The 18,366-nt window shown below is 43.5% G+C and carries 16 protein-coding genes, 1 tRNA gene and 1 pseudogene; 2 read left to right on the top strand and 16 right to left on the bottom strand.

What is annotated here, in order from left to right:
* Positions 1–204: 204 nt before the first annotated feature.
* The 8 genes from ftsH to LJE12_RS00380 form a co-directional block, all read right to left on the bottom strand.
* Positions 205–2,160, bottom strand: coding sequence for an ATP-dependent zinc metalloprotease FtsH (gene ftsH / locus LJE12_RS00415; protein WP_055053421.1), 1,956 nt, complete (start codon positions 2,158–2,160; stop codon positions 205–207).
* 170 nt (positions 2,161–2,330) lie between these two features.
* Positions 2,331–2,413, bottom strand: a tRNA-Leu gene (locus LJE12_RS00410).
* A 63-nt stretch (positions 2,414–2,476) separates the two neighbouring features.
* Positions 2,477–3,541, bottom strand: coding sequence for a leucine-rich repeat domain-containing protein (locus tag LJE12_RS00405; RefSeq protein ID WP_227226160.1), 1,065 nt, complete (start codon positions 3,539–3,541; stop codon positions 2,477–2,479).
* Positions 3,542–3,697: 156 nt separating this feature from the next.
* Positions 3,698–5,179: a glycerophosphodiester phosphodiesterase family protein gene (locus LJE12_RS00400; protein ID WP_227226158.1), complete on the bottom strand. Its 1,482-nt coding sequence runs from the start codon at positions 5,177–5,179 to the stop codon at positions 3,698–3,700.
* Positions 5,180–5,183: 4 nt separating this feature from the next.
* Complete coding sequence (locus tag LJE12_RS00395; protein ID WP_227226156.1) at positions 5,184–5,399, bottom strand: hypothetical protein; 216 nt, start codon at positions 5,397–5,399, stop codon at positions 5,184–5,186.
* A 187-nt stretch (positions 5,400–5,586) separates the two neighbouring features.
* Positions 5,587–6,867 (bottom strand): diaminopimelate decarboxylase, encoded by a 1,281-nt coding sequence (locus LJE12_RS00390; RefSeq protein ID WP_008704744.1) that lies wholly within the window; start codon positions 6,865–6,867, stop codon positions 5,587–5,589.
* A 17-nt stretch (positions 6,868–6,884) separates the two neighbouring features.
* On the bottom strand, positions 6,885–7,763 hold the full coding sequence (locus LJE12_RS00385; protein ID WP_022381481.1) for a hypothetical protein: 879 nt from the start codon (positions 7,761–7,763) through the stop codon (positions 6,885–6,887).
* 114 nt (positions 7,764–7,877) lie between these two features.
* Entirely contained in the window at positions 7,878–8,819 is a 942-nt protein-coding gene (locus LJE12_RS00380) for a magnesium transporter CorA family protein (RefSeq protein ID WP_020993736.1), read from the bottom strand.
* 190 nt (positions 8,820–9,009) lie between these two features.
* Here LJE12_RS00380 and LJE12_RS20970 point away from each other — a divergent pair, with 190 nt between their 5' ends.
* A complete protein-coding gene (locus LJE12_RS20970) occupies positions 9,010–9,138 on the top strand; it encodes a DUF6783 domain-containing protein (protein ID WP_349826391.1) in 129 nt (42 codons plus the stop codon).
* Here the strand turns inward: LJE12_RS20970 and LJE12_RS20965 are convergent.
* Positions 9,130–9,234 (bottom strand): annotated as a pseudogene (locus LJE12_RS20965) (DUF6783 domain-containing protein); the annotation flags it as partial. The gene LJE12_RS20970 and the pseudogene LJE12_RS20965 sit on opposite strands and share 9 nt — an antisense overlap.
* On the opposite strand from LJE12_RS20965, the gene aroC reads away from it, so the two are divergent.
* Entirely contained in the window at positions 9,235–10,329 is a 1,095-nt protein-coding gene (gene aroC, locus LJE12_RS00375) for a chorismate synthase (protein WP_008704750.1), read from the top strand.
* Positions 10,330–10,440: 111 nt separating this feature from the next.
* Here the strand turns inward: aroC and LJE12_RS00370 are convergent, their stop codons facing one another.
* The 7 genes from LJE12_RS00370 to hemA all read right to left on the bottom strand — a co-directional run bounded on the left by LJE12_RS00370 (position 10,441) and on the right by hemA (position 18,293).
* A complete protein-coding gene (locus LJE12_RS00370) occupies positions 10,441–11,508 on the bottom strand; it encodes a lactonase family protein (protein WP_008704751.1) in 1,068 nt (355 codons plus the stop codon).
* Positions 11,509–11,803: 295 nt separating this feature from the next.
* Positions 11,804–13,081 (bottom strand): glutamate-1-semialdehyde 2,1-aminomutase, encoded by a 1,278-nt coding sequence (hemL, locus tag LJE12_RS00365; protein ID WP_022381480.1) that lies wholly within the window; start codon positions 13,079–13,081, stop codon positions 11,804–11,806.
* Complete coding sequence (hemB, locus tag LJE12_RS00360; RefSeq protein WP_008704753.1) at positions 13,081–14,064, bottom strand: porphobilinogen synthase; 984 nt, start codon at positions 14,062–14,064, stop codon at positions 13,081–13,083. The genes hemL and hemB overlap by 1 nt, the downstream gene beginning before the upstream one ends.
* A gap of 60 nt (positions 14,065–14,124) precedes the next feature.
* Positions 14,125–15,630, bottom strand: a complete 1,506-nt coding sequence (gene cobA / locus LJE12_RS00355; protein WP_022381478.1) for a uroporphyrinogen-III C-methyltransferase — start codon at positions 15,628–15,630, stop codon at positions 14,125–14,127.
* A 48-nt stretch (positions 15,631–15,678) separates the two neighbouring features.
* Positions 15,679–16,599, bottom strand: a complete 921-nt coding sequence (gene hemC / locus LJE12_RS00350) for a hydroxymethylbilane synthase (protein ID WP_330381260.1) — start codon at positions 16,597–16,599, stop codon at positions 15,679–15,681.
* Complete coding sequence (locus LJE12_RS00345) at positions 16,577–17,074, bottom strand: precorrin-2 dehydrogenase/sirohydrochlorin ferrochelatase family protein (protein ID WP_022381476.1); 498 nt, start codon at positions 17,072–17,074, stop codon at positions 16,577–16,579. The genes hemC and LJE12_RS00345 overlap by 23 nt, the downstream gene beginning before the upstream one ends.
* On the bottom strand, positions 17,064–18,293 hold the full coding sequence (hemA, locus tag LJE12_RS00340) for a glutamyl-tRNA reductase (protein WP_019161306.1): 1,230 nt from the start codon (positions 18,291–18,293) through the stop codon (positions 17,064–17,066). The genes LJE12_RS00345 and hemA overlap by 11 nt, the downstream gene beginning before the upstream one ends.
* Positions 18,294–18,366: the final 73 nt, after the last annotated feature.

Below are 18,366 nucleotides of genomic sequence, written 5' to 3'. Positions count from 1 at the left end.
CTTCTTTCTTCCAAAAAACATCCAGGATGCTGCGTTCACTATTACGAATTATAACCGAACCGGAGTTAATTGGCAAGGAAAAGCAGCAGAAGCTCAAATCGCCTCTGCTGCTTTCATTGCTGTTCACTCAGTTTTCAGTGACATAACCAAATTTCCGGATTGCCTGTGGCAATGGACTTTTGGCTTGTATATCTTGAGAAAATATCACTTCTGCAGATTCACTTTCCCGGAAGATGTATCTGCATCAGCTTCTGTACTGTTTTCGGATTCTGCATTGTTCTCAGACTTTGTATTACTTTCAGATTCTGCCACTACAGTGGGAACCTGTACAGGTGCATTCAGGATCTTCATAAATTCCTCACCTGTAATTGTCTCATGCTCATACAGATATTTTGCAAGTTCATGGAGCTTTCCGATATTGTCCTGAAGGATTTTCAGTGCTTTCTGGTGTTCCATCCTGACAAGCTCCACAACCTTCTTATCCAGAAGAGTCTGTGTCTCAAAAGAACAGCTTAAGCTGGAGTCTCCGCCCAGATACTGATTTGTCACATTCTCCATGGCAACCATATCGAAGTCTTCACTCATACCATATCTGGAGATCATTGCTCTTGCAAGCTTAGTCGCCTGTTCGATATCATTGGATGCTCCGGTTGTAATAGAGTGGAAGATCAGTTCCTCAGCGGCACGACCGCCTGTAAAGGTCGCTATCTTATTTGCAAGTTCTTCCTTTGTCATCAGATAATGATCTCCGTCATCTACCTGCATGGTATATCCGAGTGCTCCTGATGTACGCGGAATAATAGTGATCTTGTGGACCGGTGCAGATTCGGTCTGCTTTGCTGCAACCAGCGCATGTCCGATTTCATGATAAGCAACTATCAGTTTTTCTTTATTGGAAAGAACTCTGTTCTTCTTCTGATATCCTGCGATAACTACCTCGATACTCTCCTCAAAATCTGCCTGAGTGGCAAATTTTCTGCCGTCACGTACTGCACGAAGTGCTGCTTCATTGACAATATTTGCAAGTTCTGCACCGGAAGCTCCGGCTGCAGCTTTCGCAATCTCATCAAAACGTACGGAATCTGCGATCTTAATCTTCTTTGCATGGACTTTAAGGATTTCCTCACGTCCTTTTAAATCCGGAAGTTCAACAGGAATACGTCTGTCAAAACGTCCGGGACGAAGAAGTGCGGGATCAAGGGAATCCGGTCTGTTGGTTGCCGCAAGGATCACAACACCTTTGGAGCCGTCAAAACCATCCATCTCTGTAAGCAGCTGGTTCAGAGTCTGCTCGCGCTCATCATTGCCGCCTGTAAATCCGGCACCATCACGTTTCTTGCCAATTGTGTCAATCTCATCGATAAATACAATACATGGAGCTTTCTCATTCGCCTGTTTGAAAAGATCACGCACCTTGGCAGCGCCCATACCAACAAACATTTCCACGAATTCAGAACCGGAAATGGAGAAGAACGGAACTTCCGCTTCACCGGCTACCGCTTTTGCAAGAAGTGTTTTACCTGTACCCGGAGGGCCTACAAGAAGGGCTCCTTTCGGCATAGATGCACCGATTTCTCTGTATTTCTGCGGGTTATGAAGATAATCTACGATTTCTGTCAGAAGATCCTTGGCTTCGTCCTCTCCCGCTACATCTGAGAATTTGATTCCCGTAGATGATTTCACATATACTTTCGCATTACTCTTTCCAAATGACATTGCCCCACCGGGACCTCCGCCCATGGAACTCATCATCTTCTTGCTGAGCCACCTTCCAAGAAGGATAAAGATGGCAATCGGCAGTACATATCCTGCGATCAGACTGATCCAGATAGATGTCTGCTGTGGTGCTGCTGCACCGAACTTGACATTTGCATCATGCAAACGGTCTACAAGGTCAGGATCATTCATCTTGACAGTTCTGAAATAACCCTCCTGTCCGTCACTCTCTGCTACATAATAAATATAATCATCCTGAATTTCTACTGTCTTAACGTAATCCTTCTCTACTCCTGTCAGGAAAGTACTGTAATCAGTCGTCTGTACCTTTCGTCCCTCAATTGCAGGAAGTAACAGCACATTCAGAAGAATGATAATAACTGCCGCAATGATATAATATACATAAAGCGGTTTTCTGCCAGGCTTTTTATTATCAAGGTTCATTGGCTTTTCCTCCATTTCGTTTTGTTATGATGTACCATATCACTTATTCATCTCTTTTTCAAGAAAAGCGAGATAAATTTCATAAAGATTTTAGAATTATCTGAACTGTTTAATACGGCAAATAAAAAAAGCGAAAACCTTCACAAACAAAGGCTTCGCTTACTTTTTAATGCCGGCAGTGGGACTTGAACCCACACGTGGTTGCCCACAACAGATTTTGAGTCTGCCTCGTCTGCCATTCCGACATGCCGGCATTGAAACGAGTATTATCATATCACGTTTTTGTCGAAATGGCAAGGGCATTTTTGAGTTTTTTTTAATATTTCACAAACCTCGTTTTAGAATACACATTGCTTGCCTTGATCAGTTTCTGATATCTAGCAAACAGCTTCTCAGGAAGTCTGATAGTTACGGTTTTGTTGACCGCAAAAGCTTTTTTTCCAACATAGTTCAGTGCTGTACTGTTGATCCTGAGCACTTTGACTGCCGGGCACTGGTAAAAAGCTCTGGCATCTATATGTCTGACACTGGCAGGAAGTATAAAATTTCGCAGTTTTGTACACTGTGCAAATGCGTTGCTGCCAATTCTTTTTACTCTGCTTCCAAATCTTATGTTCCGCAGATTCGGGCACTGGCTGAACGCATATTTTCCAATCGTTGTTACATTATTTCCAAAAATAACATCTGTAATTTCTTTGTTCCCGCTGAAGGCATTCTTGTCAATTGTAGTTACTTTATAAACTTTATCATTGATCACAACTGTAGCCGGAATCTGTATCACATTATATTCCGCAGCAAGACCTGTAACGCTTACTTCTCTTTCATTCAAAATCTTATAGCCAATTCCACCTATCAGGTACTTATAGCTTCCACCCTGTTCAGTTAACGGAGCTGCATTGAACTGATATCTCACAGGTTGTACAATATCGTTTTTCTCCCATATACCTCCTGTATATTCTTCTCTCTGGAAAAAGACATATATATTGTATGCACGTTCCACCTTTGTATAAATACCCTTTGCAGAACCGATTTCCCATTTCCTGTGAATATCGCTTTCCTGCGGTTTGAGAGAAAGACTCCAGTATAATGGTGTCCATCTGACATCTCCCTCAACAGGATTCGTATTCTGCGTTCCGGCACCGGTCACATTAAATTTATAGTAAGTGTTGGGATAGAAAACCAAAGGTTTGTCAAGTCCTTCAACGACACTGTCATTTGCACTTACCCCTTTGCTTTCATCTGTGTCTGTTGAAGTTTCCTCTCCGGCTGCCCAGATGAAATTCTGTGTATCTGCTCCATCCTGAAATTCCGCTGCACCGGTCGTACTGACCGGAACTGCTGCCAGAACACCTGCCAGCACCATAGCTGCTATTTTTTTCATTACTCTCTCCTCCTCTTTTTCAGCAGTATATCAAATATATACAACTGTTCAGTCCTTTCTTATAGCAATAGTGAACTGTTACTGTTCTGCTTACAATTTATATCTACATCTTGTATTTTACTTATTTTTCTGCTAAATGTCTACCTTGATTTTCTGCTAATCCTGTCGTATTTTTACTTCATCTGTATTCCACCTCTCATACGTGATATAATCCGCACCCATTTTCCTGAAAATGTCTACCATATCCTCATTCCGGCAAAGCCATACGGATATGCGGATTCCATTCTGATGAGCATTGTTGATATCATTCATACTGATATTTTTATACTCTGCACTTATGTCCAGATCATATTTCTTACACTGCTGTATCATAGAAGCATTCATGCGCACTGTACGGATCCACTGCATTTTTCCTGTAAATCCCATCTCACGCAGTTTACCAAGTGTTTCTATGCGAAAACAGATGAGTACCGGCTCTTTCTGTGATTCAGTCAGAAGCTGCATGAACAAATTCATGGCTTCTTCCGTACGGATTGACTTTATTTCAATCACCGGCGTCACAGAGTACTTATTGCAGCATGCAATATACTGTTCCAGTGTAGGAATAAGATTATCCGGATACTGCGAAGCATTTCTTCCATTTATAATCGGATACTGCTTTATCTCCTCATAAGTCATCTCTGAAATAAGCCTGTCCTCCCCGCACATCCGCAGCAAAGAATCATCATGAGAGACAACCAGAACTCCATCTGCGGTCTCTCTCACATCTGTCTCCACAAACTCCGCCCCATTGCGTCCTGCCATCTCAAAGGCAGGCACGGAATTCTCAGGTGCTTCTGTCTGTTCACCTCTGTGCAAAATATAATGAGTAACTCCATCCAGGGGTTTCCGGAACTTTTCCTCATCTTCCGGTGCAGGTGTGATTTTCGGAGTTGGCGTGACCGTTACCGTCGGCTCCGGGGTCACAGATGGTGCTGGTTCATCCGGCGTCAGTGTAGGCGTAATTTCCGGAGTTTCTGACGCTGCCGGCAGGACGATCACTTCTATCTCTGATACATACCTGTCAGTACCATAAGAAACACTGGTGATTTTGACATTTCCCGTCTTTTTTGCAGTAACTTTTCCTTTCTTTGATACAGTTGCCACCGTTTTATCAGAAGAAGTATAAGTCAGCCTTTTTCCATACTTCTGCGGCTCCAGAATAATTGTCTTTCCTGCCGTTACTTTCACCTGTTTTTTGTATTTCTTAAAAAGAACTGTTTCCGTTTTATTATAGACAAAAACCTCGCAGTTTACTTTCAGTCCACTCATCTGTGCTGTGATCGTTGCCTGTCCGGGCTTTAAACCATATATCCTGCCATTTACAACCTTTACACATTTTGAGTTACTGCTGGTCCATTTAAACTTCTTTGGACTCACTTTTGTATCATGATTCAGAATCTTTACTGTATAAGTGGCACCGGTCTTTACAACCACCTCAGATTTATGCACTCGATATTCGTCTGCTGCATAAGTATTATCTGCCACAGATATTATACTGGTAAAACCTGTAATTATAAGCACAATAGCAAATATGACAGACCTTACAGTCTGCATGCCTGTTCTTTTGTCTCTGTATTCTTTTTCCTTATCTCCCATTATTCTATCTCTCATCTCTCATATGCCATTCCTGATCTGCTGCTTTTATTTCCGGTATGTTCTTAAACACTTCACACTCCTGATCACATTCGTCTCTGATGCAGGGACAGACCATCTTTACTTTTTTAAAATGTCCGGGAACACCCTCATATTGTACACTCCACAGACCATTGTAATGCAGCTGTTTACACATTCCTGTTTCATATTCATATTTAATCATACGTCTACCTCCGAACAGACAAAATTTTTACAGTACATTCTTCTGAAATCACTGTTTCTCCATGCAAAACGAAAGGCACTAACCTTCCAGCATCATGCACAGATCAGTACCTTTCTTTTTGTGTGTTTTTATGTCCTATCTGCCCCGTCAATACCACAAGACAGTAAATTACAGAATAATCACAGCATTATTCCATATCTTCCAGTAATTTCTCATAAATCGGGAAGCAGTCAAATGTTGCGAAATAATCCTTCGGTGTCTCGGCACGGCGGATCATCTCGAAACTTCCATCTTCATGGAGAAGGATCTCAGAAGATTTCAGTTTACCATTGTAGTTATATCCCATGGCAAAACCATGAGCTCCTGTATCATGGATCACAAGAAGATCTCCCATATCAACCTTCGGAAGATAGCGGTCAATTGCAAACTTATCATTGTTTTCGCAGAGAGAACCTGTCACATCATACATATGATCACATGGCTGGTCTTCTTTTCCCATAACAGTGATATGATGGTATGCGCCATACATTGCCGGACGCATCAGGTTTACAGCACACGCATCCACACCAATATATTCTTTATGAGTATGCTTCTCATGGATTGCCTTAGTTACCAGGCAGCCATACGGTCCCATCATGAAACGTCCCATCTCTGTATAGATTGCAACATCACCCATTCCGGCCGGAACAAGTACTTCTTCGTATACTTTGCGGACACCCTCACCGATTTCTCTGATATCATTCGGAGTCTGATCTGGTTTGTAAGCGATTCCAACACCACCGGAAAGGTTGATAAACTTCACATGAGCGCCTGTCTCCTTCTGAAGTTTCACTGCCATTTCAAACATCTCTTTCGCCAGCATCGGATAATACTCATTTGTCACAGTATTGCTTGCAAGGAATGCATGGATACCGAATTCCTCGGCACCTTTTTCCTTCAGGATCTTGAATGCTTCAAAAATCTGCTCTGTTGTCATACCATATTTGGCATCTCCGGGGTTGTCCATAATATCGTTGCTGATCTTAAACACTCCGCCCGGATTATAACGACAGCTGATCACCTTCGGAATATATCCTACTGCTCTTTCTACACTCTCGATATGTGTGATATCATCAAGATTGATGATCCCGCCGATTTCATTTGCATATTTGAATTCTTCTTCCGGTGTATCATTGGAAGAAAACATGATATCTCCCTCTTTGCATCCGATTGCTTTGGACATCATCAGCTCTGTCATGGAAGAACAGTCACAGCCACAGCCATACTCCTGAAGGATCTGGATCAGAAATGGATTTGGAGTTGCCTTCACAGCAAAGAATTCTTTGAAGCCCTTATTCCATGCAAATGCTTCTTTCACTGCCTTTGCATTCTCGCGGATACCTTTTTCATCATAAAGATGGAAAGGTGTAGGAAACTGCGCTGTGATTTCCTGAAGTTTATCCAGGGTGACAAATGGTACTTTTTTCATAATAATCTTTTCTCCTCTTACTTCTTGTGTATATGTGTATATAAATGATCCTGACAATACTCGTAGTTTCCGTTACATTTAGAACAGAAACGGAATTCCAGATTCGGATCATCTTTCTCTGTACGGCCACAGACTGCACATTTGTGCTTCGTCACTTCCCCTGACTTGCTGCCACCCGGGAAGGGAACGGTCTTACTTTCTCCCATTGCTCTCTTAAACTGATTTCTGCGATGGATTTCCTTCGGATTGTATCTGTTAAGATTTCTTGTACCAAGGAAGAAAATAATAAAGTTCAGTAAGGATGCGATGATCGGCAGTGCCATAAACCATGCTCCTCCCATAAAATATCTGACAATATCATATACCACAAGAGCAGCATATACAATCGCCATCCACTTCATCTTGATCGGGATTACAAAGTACAGTAAAACCTTCATATCCGGATATGTCAGCGCATATGCCAGAAAAATAGATAAACTGATATAATACGTTGAAAACTGTGATCCATTCAGATAAGCATCTAACACTCCACCTGTGATAAAATACAAAATAAACGCAGAAATTACTGTAAAAATCATTCCAGATAAAATATATACAGTAAATCTGAATGATCCCCATGTACGTTCCAGCGATGCACTGATCGGATAATAAAAGAACAATATCGCAATCACAAACCATAAAGCAGATGACGTACTCGGCGGATAAATAATCCATGTAACAAGTCTCCATATCTGACCATGCAGGATTTCAGAGACATTCAAACTCAACATGGAAAGAGCCCCTGGATTAATATACATCAATGCATATCCCAGTACATAACTTACAATAATATAAATCGTAAGATTCTCAATCCCGCGATTTCCAAATTTTCGTTCCAGTTTGTCAATAAATTTCATAAATCTCCTTTTCTCACAAAATGCTATTCGTTCTTTCGTTACAGCGGATATCCACAATCTGCTTTCTCTGCGTAATTCTGCACCGAATAACTGCCTCTCAGTTCAGACACAAAATCAGAAAAACTTCTTCCTGGAAAGAAATATCGCTGCAATGATACTTGCCACTACAGAAAGGATGATAACGATAAGAAATCCCCATGGTGTCCTGGAAAACGGCATTCCCGCAGCACTCAGGTTCATACCATACGCACTGAAAACAATAGTCGGAATACTCATAACAATGGTAATAACAGCCAGAACCTTCATGACAATGTTCAGGTTATTAGAAATAACTGATGCAAAAGTTCCCATCATACTGCTGAGGATACCACTGTAAATATTAGCCATCTCAATGGCCTGCTTGTTCTCAATGATAACATCCTCCAGAAGCTCTGTATCCTCCGGATATTTCTTGATACTCTCCACCTTCAGAAGTTTCTCCAGAACCATCTCATTGGAACGCAGAGATGTGGTAAAGTATACCAGTGATTTCTCCAGTTCCAGAAGTTCCATCAATTCCTGATTTCTTGTAGACAGATGAAGTTTCTCCTCAATCTGCTCGCTCTTCTTATCTATAATACGCAGATATCTCAGATACATGCTGGCATTACGGTACAAAATCTGCAGAATAAATCTGGTTTTCATATAGGTAAAAAAGTTTCTTACCCTGCCTTCCATAAATCTTGTCAGAACCTGTGTGTCTTCCAGACATACAGTAAAGATCATCTTCTGAGTCACGATAATACCAAGAGGAATGGTCACATACCAGTCCTTCTCGTTACGTTCTTCAATCGCAGGTACATCTGCAAGGATAAGGGTATAATTGTCCTCCACTTCTATACGGGAACGCTCTTCCTCATCCAAAGGTGCGCGCAAATCGTCCACCTCTATCCCAAATTGCTCGGAAATTTCAAAAATTTCTGTTGCCGTAGGATTCGTCAGCGCAATCCAACAGCCCTCCTGTGGTTCCTGTATTTCATGGATAGCGCCATCGATTGTCTTAAAAATCCTTACCACGATCCACACTTCCCTTCTTTTTCTCGATTTCCCCTCAATAGATTGTTACTGTTTACTCTGTTCTCAGTAACAATAAATCTGCAACTATTCAGAGTTTCTGCAAGAGATTACTGAACAGTTACGTTTGCTCTTTATTTTCACAAAGACTCAAACATCATTATAATTTGAACATGAATTTTTGTCAATTCCAATGCTTTCGGTTTACAAAACTTTTACACTTCGCTATAATAAAGTAGTATTTATTTATAAAAGTCCCGTAAAGTGGGGCGTACAGATTGCGGGAGTGATTTTCCAAACACGCTCTAACTATGGCAACTGAATTCAGGTGAAATATCCCGCAAAGTGGGGCGTGCAGATTGCGGAAATGATTTTCCAGACACGCTCTAATACAATAACAGGAAAGGATACAAATCATATGAGCCAGTCATCATTTGGAAATAAATTTAAGGTAACTACCTGGGGGGAATCCCACGGAAAAGCTCTCGGAGCTGTGATAGACGGATGCCCGGCAGGCCTTCCTCTCTGTGAAGAGGACATTCAGAAATTCCTCGACAGAAGGAAACCCGGACAGAGCAGATACACCACCGCCCGTAAAGAAGGAGATCTGGTAGAAATCCTCTCAGGTGTCTTTGAGGGCAAAACCACCGGAACTCCAATTTCTCTGATGGTAAGAAATACAGATCAGCGCTCCAGAGACTACGGAAATATCGCATACTCCTATCGTCCCGGACATGCAGACTATACTTTTGACCAAAAATACGGATTCCGCGACTACAGAGGCGGTGGACGTTCTTCAGGGCGGGAAACCATCGGAAGAGTTGCAGCAGGTGCCATTGCTTCTAAAATATTAGAAGAACTTGGCATTTCAATCTGCACCTATACCAGATCTATCGGACCTGTTGAAATTGCTTCTTTTAATAAAGAAGAAATCCATCAGAATGCATTTTATATGCCGGACGCACAGGCAGCAGTGAAGGCCGGTGAATATCTGGAAGAATGTATGAAGAATCAGGACAGTGCAGGCGGCGTGATCGAATGTCGTATTACCGGAACACCTGCCGGACTTGGCGAGCCAGTCTTTGACAAGCTCAGTGCTCTTCTTGCCCACGCCCTGATGTCCATCGGTGCAGTCAAGGCTGTTGAAATCGGTGACGGCATTGCAGTGACTTCCTCAAACGGTTCCACTGACAATGATGGATTCACAGTCAAAGACGGTGAAATCATCAAAACCTCCAACCACGCAGGCGGAATCATGGGAGGAATCAGTGACGGCAGTGAAATCATACTTCGTGCCCATATCAAACCAACCCCATCCATCAGCCAGCCGCAGCAGACCGTAACCAAAGATAAAGAACCTCTTTCTCTGGAAATCCATGGCCGACATGATCCGGTCATTGTCCCAAGAGCAGTGGTTGTGGTAGAATCTATGGCAGCAATCACACTGGCGGATGCGCTCTTTGTCAATATGAGTTCCCAGATGGATAAGGTTCGGGATTTTTATCGGAAATAATTCCAATTAATCCACGCAAAAATACCTTCACTTGAATTCTGAGCTGATCTCAGTTTCAAATGAAGGTATTTTATTATCTGCCTATATTGCTGATTCTATGTAACGAATCTGTTATTCTTCCGGAACCGGCCAGATTCTGATACAGTTTGGCTCTGTAATCTTAATCGGCTTGCCGTTCATCACAATAATATTCTTCTCATAATCCACTGTAAAAGTAGTCAGTGTATTACTTGCATGATTAGCCAGCACCAGATGCTTATCATCCGGTAAAAGTACCAGATCTTTCGGATATTCACCACTGATCGGAAGTGTAAACTTCCTTGTCAGCATACCAGTCTCCTCATCACGCTCAAACATGGAAACTGTATCCTCACCTGCTGTTGTACAGAAAAGATGCTTGCCATCATTTGCAAGAGAAAGACCGGACGCTGCATTATGTGTATCATGAACATCCTTCTTCGCACTTGTCTCAATCGTCTGGATCAGTTCAAACGCCGGAACCTTACCGCTTCCATCATATTTGTAAGCCCTGATCTCATTACTGAGTTCAAAGAGAATATAAGCAAACTTACCATCATCGCTAAAACGAATGATACGCGGGCCGCTCTCTCTCGGACATCTCAGGATGTCTACCAGTTCCAGCTTATTGCGCAATTTGTTGACACGGTAAATCTTCACCTGATCAATTCCGTTATCTACTGCACAGAGATATTTATTATCCGGAGTTGGACGAACACAGTTCACATGGGGACGGAAGTTACGCTCTGCAACACTTCCGAGTCCTGTATGGAATACGCCATCCATCAGGCTTCCAAGTCTGCCGTCCTTATGAGTATGTACAACAGTCACCTTACCGTCATGATATCCGGCAACATAAAGATACTTACCGTCAACATCTGTAGAAAGGAAACAGCCTCTCATTCCATCAATATTTACACTGTTGATACGTGACAGATCACCATTTTTATCACGTTTAAATACTGCAACACCCTCATCCTCGATAGAATAAAGATACTTACCATTCTTTGAAACAGCCATGTGGGATGCATTACTTACTTCAACACTGCTGCGTTCTGTAAGAGTGCCATTCTCAACATCAACATCATAAACATGGATTCCCTGTCTGGAAGAGCCATGTGTATAAGAGCCCACATAAGCTACATATTTCTTTTCACTCATAATGCTTTTTTCCTCCTGCTGTCCTGAAGTTTATTTATCATCGCTCACTCTGTTCCCGTCTGCTGTCAGCGAGCAATAATATTTTCGTCCCAATATTGCCGGACGATGTCATACGATAAGGTGATTATAGCACATTTTCCTAATCAGAACAAGATTACGGAACTCAGTTTTATGTATTTTTTTCCAGTTCATGGGTTACTGTCGTTACTGTTCACATACAAGCCAAAATTCTATTGCCGCAGGCAATCTGGAATGAATTTTGGCTAAGTTCTATACCGGATAAGCGCTCTGCTGTTTATTTGGTAAAATAATTTCTGACAGCCTCCAGTGTCTGGTCTATGATCTCATCTGTATGGGCAACAGATAAAAACATTGCCTCAAACTGTGACGGAGCCATATGGATTCCCTGCGCAAGCATTCCCTTGAAATATTCCGAGAAAGCTTTTGTATCTGAAGATTTGGCTGATGTATAATCCACAACCTCCTGCTCTGTAAAGAACAGGCTTCCCAGGGAGGATACGTGATTGATATGGTAAGGCAGATTTTTCTCTGCTAGGATTTTCTCCATACCGCCATAGAGACGTTTTCCTTTTTCCTCCAGATCTTTATAGATTTCCTGGTGCTCATAGAGGTATTTTAACTGTGTCAGTCCTGCTGCCATTGCAATAGGATTTCCGCTTAAGGTACCGGCCTGGTAAACCTTTCCCACAGGGGAAACCAGTTCCATAATCTCTCTGCGTCCGCCGTATGCGCCTACCGGCATACCTGCACCGATGATCTTACCATAGGTAACCAGATCAGGGGTCACGCCAAAATATTCTGCAGCACCGCCAAAAGCCAGACGGAAACCAGTGATAACCTCGTCAAAGATCAGAAGGGCGCCGTACTCATCGCAGAGCTTTCTCAGACCTTCCAGGAACCCCTTTTTCGGAGGAACCACACCCATATTGGCGCCTACAGCTTCCACGATAACAGCAGCAGTCTGTCCGTCAGCCTGCTCCATCAGTGCACGTACACTGTCCAGATCATTATAAACAGCAGTCATGGTATCCTCTGTGCATCCCTTAGGCACACCGGCACTGTCCGGAACACCGCTTGTCATCACACCGGAGCCTGCACTTACCAGCATGGCATCACTGTGTCCATGATAGCATCCTGCAAATTTAATGATCTTATTCTTTCCTGTAAATCCTCTGGCAACACGGACTGCACTCATAACAGCCTCTGTACCGGAATTTACCATACGCACCATATCCACATGTGGAATATGGTCACAGATGAATTCAGCCATCTCCACTTCGATTGCAGTTGCACATCCGAAGCTGAGGCCCTTTTCACATGCCTTCAGTACACTTTCTTTTACTTCCGGAAAATTATGGCCCAGAATCATAGGTCCCCAGGAATCGATATAATCCACATATTCTTTTCCATCAACATCATAAATATGGCATCCGTCTGCGCGGTCGATAAATCTCGGTGCAATACCGATTGCGCCATAGGCACGTACAGGACTGTTTACTCCTCCCGGAATCACCTTTACCGCTCTGTCAAATAATTCTTCTGATAAACCCATCAGCCGATTCTCCCTTCATCCATGCATTTTGCAAGTTCTTTTGCATAATAAGTAAGATAGATCTGGGCACCTGCACGGTATGCACTGACTGCCATCTCACACATAATACGTTCTTCATCGATCCATCCCATCTTTGCAGCTGCTTTCACCATTGCATATTCACCGCTTACACTGTATGTTGCAACCGGCACATTTACAGCCTTTGATACCTCAGAGACCATATCCAGATAAGACATGGCAGGTTTTACCATAATGATATCTGCGCCCTCTTCCACATCCGTAAGAGCTTCCTTCATTCCTTCTCTTCTGTTATGGAAATCCATCTGGTAGCTCTTTCTGTCACCAAAAGACGGTGCAGAACCTGCTGCATCACGGAATGGTCCGTAGAAAGCAGATGCATATTTTACTGCATAGGACATGATCGGTGCTCCATAATGTCCGTTCGCATCAAGAGCCTCACGAATAGCACGTACACGTCCGTCCATCATATCAGAGGGAGCTACCATATCTGCGCCTGCCTCTACATGGGAAACAGCTGTCTTAGCCAGTAATTCCAGTGTTGCATCATTATTTACATCATGACCGCAGAGCACTCCGCAATGTCCGTGTGAAGTGTACTCACACATACATACATCTGTGATATAGTACATGTCCGGGAACTGTTTCTTTGCTTCTCTCAGGGCTTTCTGTACGATTCCGTTGGGGTCGTACGCACCGCTTCCCACCTCATCCTTGTGATCCGGGATGCCGAACAGCATAATGCTGTTTACTCCTGCATTCTGCAGACGTTCCAGTTCAAAAGGAAGACGGTCTACACTGTAGCGGAACTGTCCTTCCATAGAAGGGATCTCTTCTTCAATTCCTGTTCCCTCTTTTACAAATAAGGGATAAATAAGGGAAGACTTGTCCATTCTTGTCTCTCTTACCATTTTTCTTAAATTTTCACTGCCTCTTAATCTTCTTGGTCTCTGAATTAAATCCATGTCTTTTTGCTCCTTTTATCAACAATTCTCATAACTGTTCCATTTTTTGCAGAATAGTTATCAGTTTTCCTGTTTCATCTCTTCCACAAGCTCTATGAGACTTTCGATGGTAGCCTTCTTTGCCATGCGGGTCTGCATACCATAAGCATCTGCTGCAGCTTTGGTCTGTTTTCCGATACAGGCAGCTTTTACCTTCGTATAGTCCAGTCCCTTTGTGCCTTCCACAAAGCCCTTTACAGTGGATGCACTGGTAAATACTACACAGTCCACACTTCCTGTCTCCAGCTCTTTCTTCTCATCGATCAGCCTGCTCTTTTCATAACAGGTTGTGTAAGTAGCAATGTCATCTACCTTCGCACCTGTCTGCTCCAGCAATTCTGTCAGCTTTTTATTTCCGGCTTCGGCTCTTGGGATCAGAATTTTTTCATTTCCCTGAAGTTGTTTTGCAAGCTCTGCCCCAAGAGTATCTCCGTCATACACACCTGGCACAAAATCAGCCAGCAGGTGATGCTCTTTCAGCTTTTTCTTCGTTCCTTCACCGATCACTGCGATCTTCGCCTGTCCCAGGCTGCGCACATCCATCTCTTTTCTGTCCATCTCGTCAAAAAAGATCTCCACACCTGCAGGGCTTGTAAAAATGATCCACTGATAAGTATCCAGTTTCTCAAATGCCTCATACAGTCTGCCATTATCCTCAACAGGTACTGTACAGATAGACGGCAGCTCCAGAACCTCGGCACCTTTCTGACGGAGAAGATCTGCTGTCTTTGAAATATGCTGTCTTGGTCTTGTGACCAGAACCTTCCAGCCTGCCAGAGGAAGTTTCTCGTACCAGGCAAATTTGTCAGCCAGAGAACATACCTTTCCCACAACAATAATGGCAGGTGTCTCTATCCCCTGTCTGTCCACCTCTTCCTTGAGGGTACCTACAGTAGCAACCACCCGCTTCTGTCCTGCTGTTGTTCCTTTCTGAAGAACTGCTGCCGGCATATCCGGGTCCATGCCGCCTGCAAGAAGTCCTTTGCAGATATCCTCCAGTGCTGCAATTCCCATTAGAAACACCAATGTTCCCTTTGTCTGGGTCAGTGCTTTAAAATCTATATCATACTCCTGCCCTGCGCGTTTATGTCCTGTAATAATATGTAAGGACGAACAGAAATCCCTGTGTGTCACAGGAATCCCATTGTAAGCAGGAACAGAAATCGGAGATGTCACTCCGGGCACGATCTCATAAGGGATTCCATTCTCAGAAAGAAGTTCCAATTCCTCCCCGCCTCTTCCAAAGAGAAAGGGATCTCCACCTTTAAGCCTTACCACTTTATTTCCTTTTTCAGCTTCTTCCAGAAGAACCTTATTAATATCCTCCTGCACCATTGTATGGTGATTTGCTCTTTTACCTACATTAATCAGTCTGGCATGCTCCGGGATCTTTGCCAGAACCCCTTCGCCCACCAGACTGTCATATACTACCACATCTGCCTGCTGCAGAACCGCTGCGCCCTTTAATGTAAAAAGCCCGATATCACCCGGTCCTGCACCAACCAGCCAAACCTTGCCAGCTGCCATGTTTCTTCTCCTTTTTGCGTCACAAGAATTTTCTTTTTATAATTTTTTTTATCTTCCCTCACAGTCAGATTTCAATTGCTTTGCAAGAGCTGTTCCAAGCTTCTCTCCATCCTCTGCTGCACCTCTGATCTGACCTGTAAGCCACTTTCCTGTAGCTTCACTGTAATATAAACCGCGGATAAAGATCTCATCTCCGCCCACCTCTGCAAATGCAGCTACAGGCGAAGAACATCCTCCGTCCAGATATTTTACATATGCGCGCTCTGCAGTTCCTGCAAGCCAGGCATCCCTGTCACAGTATCCGTCCAGATACCCATAATCCTCACCTTTGCGTCCCTGCACAGCCAGGATCCCCTGACCTGCTGAAGGAATCATCTCATCCGGTGTAAAATATCTGCTGATCCTGTTTTCCAGCCCCAGTCGTTTCAGACCTGCCGCTGCCAGGATCAGCCCTGAATACTCTCCTTCATCCAGCTTGCGAAGCCTTGTCTGCAGATTTCCACGGATACTCTTTACCTCCATCTCAGGATACAGCTTCTTTAACTGAAGAGTTCTCCTTAAGCTGGAACATCCCAGAGGTTTATCCGGATCCAGCTCCGCCACTCCCTCAGGAAGCACCAGTACATCTCTTGGATCCTCACGCTTTGAAAAGGCCAGAAGCGGAAGCTCTTCCGGCACCTCCATAGGCATATCCTTAAGACTGTGTACAGACAGATTGCTTTTACCATCCAGCAATGCCCTGTCCAGTTCTTTTACAAACAATCCTTTTCCGCCCACCTTATCCAAAGTACGGTCCAGAATAATATCTCCTGTTGTTTTCATAGTCAGGATATTTACTGTTATTTCAGAGCCGGCATTTTTTTCACGGTTTTTCTGCTCTATGTAACTTTTTACCATCTCACTCTGGAGAACTGCCAGCTTACTCTCTCTGCTTCCAATGATCACCTCAGTCATCATTCTCCTCCTCATTATCATCTTCCTGCGCAACCCTCTCCAGGGCATTCTGGATCTCTTCTCTTATCCTGCGCGCTTTTTTATGGTCCAGACCACTGGCTGTAATTCCCACTACCAGTCCCTCTTCCATATAAATTCCCGGGAAATAAAAATCGCACTGCTCCCTGTCACTGGCTACATTAACATAAACGCCTTCCTGCCTGCAGATCCTGTGGATCTCATCATTTAACTTTCTGTCATTGGTAGCTGCGATCACCATATATGCCATCGCAAAATCTGTACGCTTCACCGGACGTGTGATCAGCTCTACATAGCCGGCTTTGCCAAGCTCCATCATCTCCATGGTGACCTTCGGAGCAATGACTCTGATATTTCTGGTGAATGATAAAAGGGTTTTCACTCGACGAGTTGCAATGTTTCCGCCGCCTACAACCACGATATTCTTATCTGATAAGTCTATAAACATTGGAAAATACGGCTTATTCTTCATATATTTTCTCCAGTCCTGCCACACACTCAAGGAAAATCTCCTGATTCAGACTGTCACGCAGACCAAAGATCAGTTTATTTACTACTTTTCCTGCTGCCGTATCCACTGCATGGACCAGATTCTGCCTGTCATCCTCTTCCATAGGTGTTTTCTTTAATATCTTTGCAATCCTTAAATTCAGGTCATTGACTGCCTCATCTTTAATATCCTGAATTCTTGGGATCAGGTCTCTTCCATCCAGCCATTGGAAAAATTCATCCATCTGCTCTCTTACGATCGCGCCTGCTGCCTCCAGATTTTCCTGAAGCTCTGCAGGAACTTCCTCTATACGGAAGCTGTCCATGTCATAAAGTGTGACCCCCTGGATTTTTCCAACAGATGGCTCTATATCTCTGGGAACTGCCAGATCGATCAGGATCAGGTCATCCTTTGTCCTGATTCCCTGGAACAATTCTTCTTTTAATGTAAAATTCGGGCTTGCAGTTGCACTTACTACAAGATCACACTGTGGCATATACTCCATTCTGTCACCGTAATTAATACGCTTGCAGCCCAGCGGAATATTCACAACTCCGCTTCTGTACTGACGGATGGTCACTGTTACATCTGCACCTGCCTCCTGCAAGGCCTGAGCAGCCACCTTGCCCATCTCACCGTTACCGATGACCATACAGGTCTTATCCCTGAGAGAATACCCCTTCTCTGCCAGAAATCCGATGGCCTGATGGATCACTGACGGATTTCCATGGGAAAAAGGAACCTCTGTCTTAATTCTCTTTCCTGCTGTGGCAGCCATTCTGAACAGAACCTCCAAAACACCATCTGCCGCAAAATTCTCTCTTGCCAGATTCAGGGCATCCTTCACCTGTGTAAGGATCTGATCCTCCCCTATGATCTGTGATTTCAGACCACTGGTAAGATAAAAAAGATGCTCAACTGCCTCCTGATCCTTACGCTCTACAAAATATTGTCTGTAAGAATCCTCAGTAATTCCCTTTATCCTGCAGAGGCAGTCATAAAGACAGACATCCACCTCATCATCCACACTTGCCCAGACCTCCAGGCGGTTACAGGTGGACAGGATCACGCATCCATATATTCCATTTTGATTCTTTATTTTTTCCATTGCTTCACCGGCATTTTTCTTTGTAAATGCAAATTTCGCACGAATATCCACCGGTGCCATATTATGGTCAATTCCAATCATGGAAATACTCATAACTTCTAACTCTCCTTCGTATTTCACCATTCCTCATTCATTTCATATCAAATCAAATATCCCACTGGCAACA

It is taken from the genome of Blautia sp. DFI.6.71, from assembly GCF_020593585.1.
In the GTDB taxonomy this organism is placed as follows: Bacteria; Bacillota; Clostridia; order Lachnospirales; family Lachnospiraceae; genus Blautia_A; species Blautia_A wexlerae.
This window is presented reverse-complemented; position numbering and strand designations above follow the sequence as displayed.

Coding starts and splice junctions, on each gene's coding strand:
- LJE12_RS00370 (WP_008704751.1), bottom strand. CDS start 11,508: ATGAGTGAAAAGAAATATGTAGCTTATGTGGGCTCTTATACACATGGC.
- hemA (WP_019161306.1), bottom strand. CDS start 18,293: ATGAGTATTTCCATGATTGGAATTGACCATAATATGGCACCGGTGGAT.
- hemC (WP_330381260.1), bottom strand. CDS start 16,599: ATGAGGAGGAGAATGATGACTGAGGTGATCATTGGAAGCAGAGAGAGT.
- LJE12_RS00385 (WP_022381481.1), bottom strand. CDS start 7,763: ATGAAATTTATTGACAAACTGGAACGAAAATTTGGAAATCGCGGGATT.
- cobA (WP_022381478.1), bottom strand. CDS start 15,630: ATGGCAGCTGGCAAGGTTTGGCTGGTTGGTGCAGGACCGGGTGATATC.
- hemL (WP_022381480.1), bottom strand. CDS start 13,081: ATGGGTTTATCAGAAGAATTATTTGACAGAGCGGTAAAGGTGATTCCG.
- LJE12_RS00405 (WP_227226160.1), bottom strand. CDS start 3,541: ATGAAAAAAATAGCAGCTATGGTGCTGGCAGGTGTTCTGGCAGCAGTT.
- ftsH (WP_055053421.1), bottom strand. CDS start 2,160: ATGAACCTTGATAATAAAAAGCCTGGCAGAAAACCGCTTTATGTATAT.
- LJE12_RS00345 (WP_022381476.1), bottom strand. CDS start 17,074: ATGAAGAATAAGCCGTATTTTCCAATGTTTATAGACTTATCAGATAAG.
- hemB (WP_008704753.1), bottom strand. CDS start 14,064: ATGGATTTAATTCAGAGACCAAGAAGATTAAGAGGCAGTGAAAATTTA.
- aroC (WP_008704750.1), top strand. CDS start 9,235: ATGAGCCAGTCATCATTTGGAAATAAATTTAAGGTAACTACCTGGGGG.
- LJE12_RS00400 (WP_227226158.1), bottom strand. CDS start 5,179: ATGGGAGATAAGGAAAAAGAATACAGAGACAAAAGAACAGGCATGCAG.
- LJE12_RS00390 (WP_008704744.1), bottom strand. CDS start 6,867: ATGAAAAAAGTACCATTTGTCACCCTGGATAAACTTCAGGAAATCACA.
- LJE12_RS20970 (WP_349826391.1), top strand. CDS start 9,010: ATGCTTTCGGTTTACAAAACTTTTACACTTCGCTATAATAAAGTAGTA.
- LJE12_RS00395 (WP_227226156.1), bottom strand. CDS start 5,399: ATGATTAAATATGAATATGAAACAGGAATGTGTAAACAGCTGCATTAC.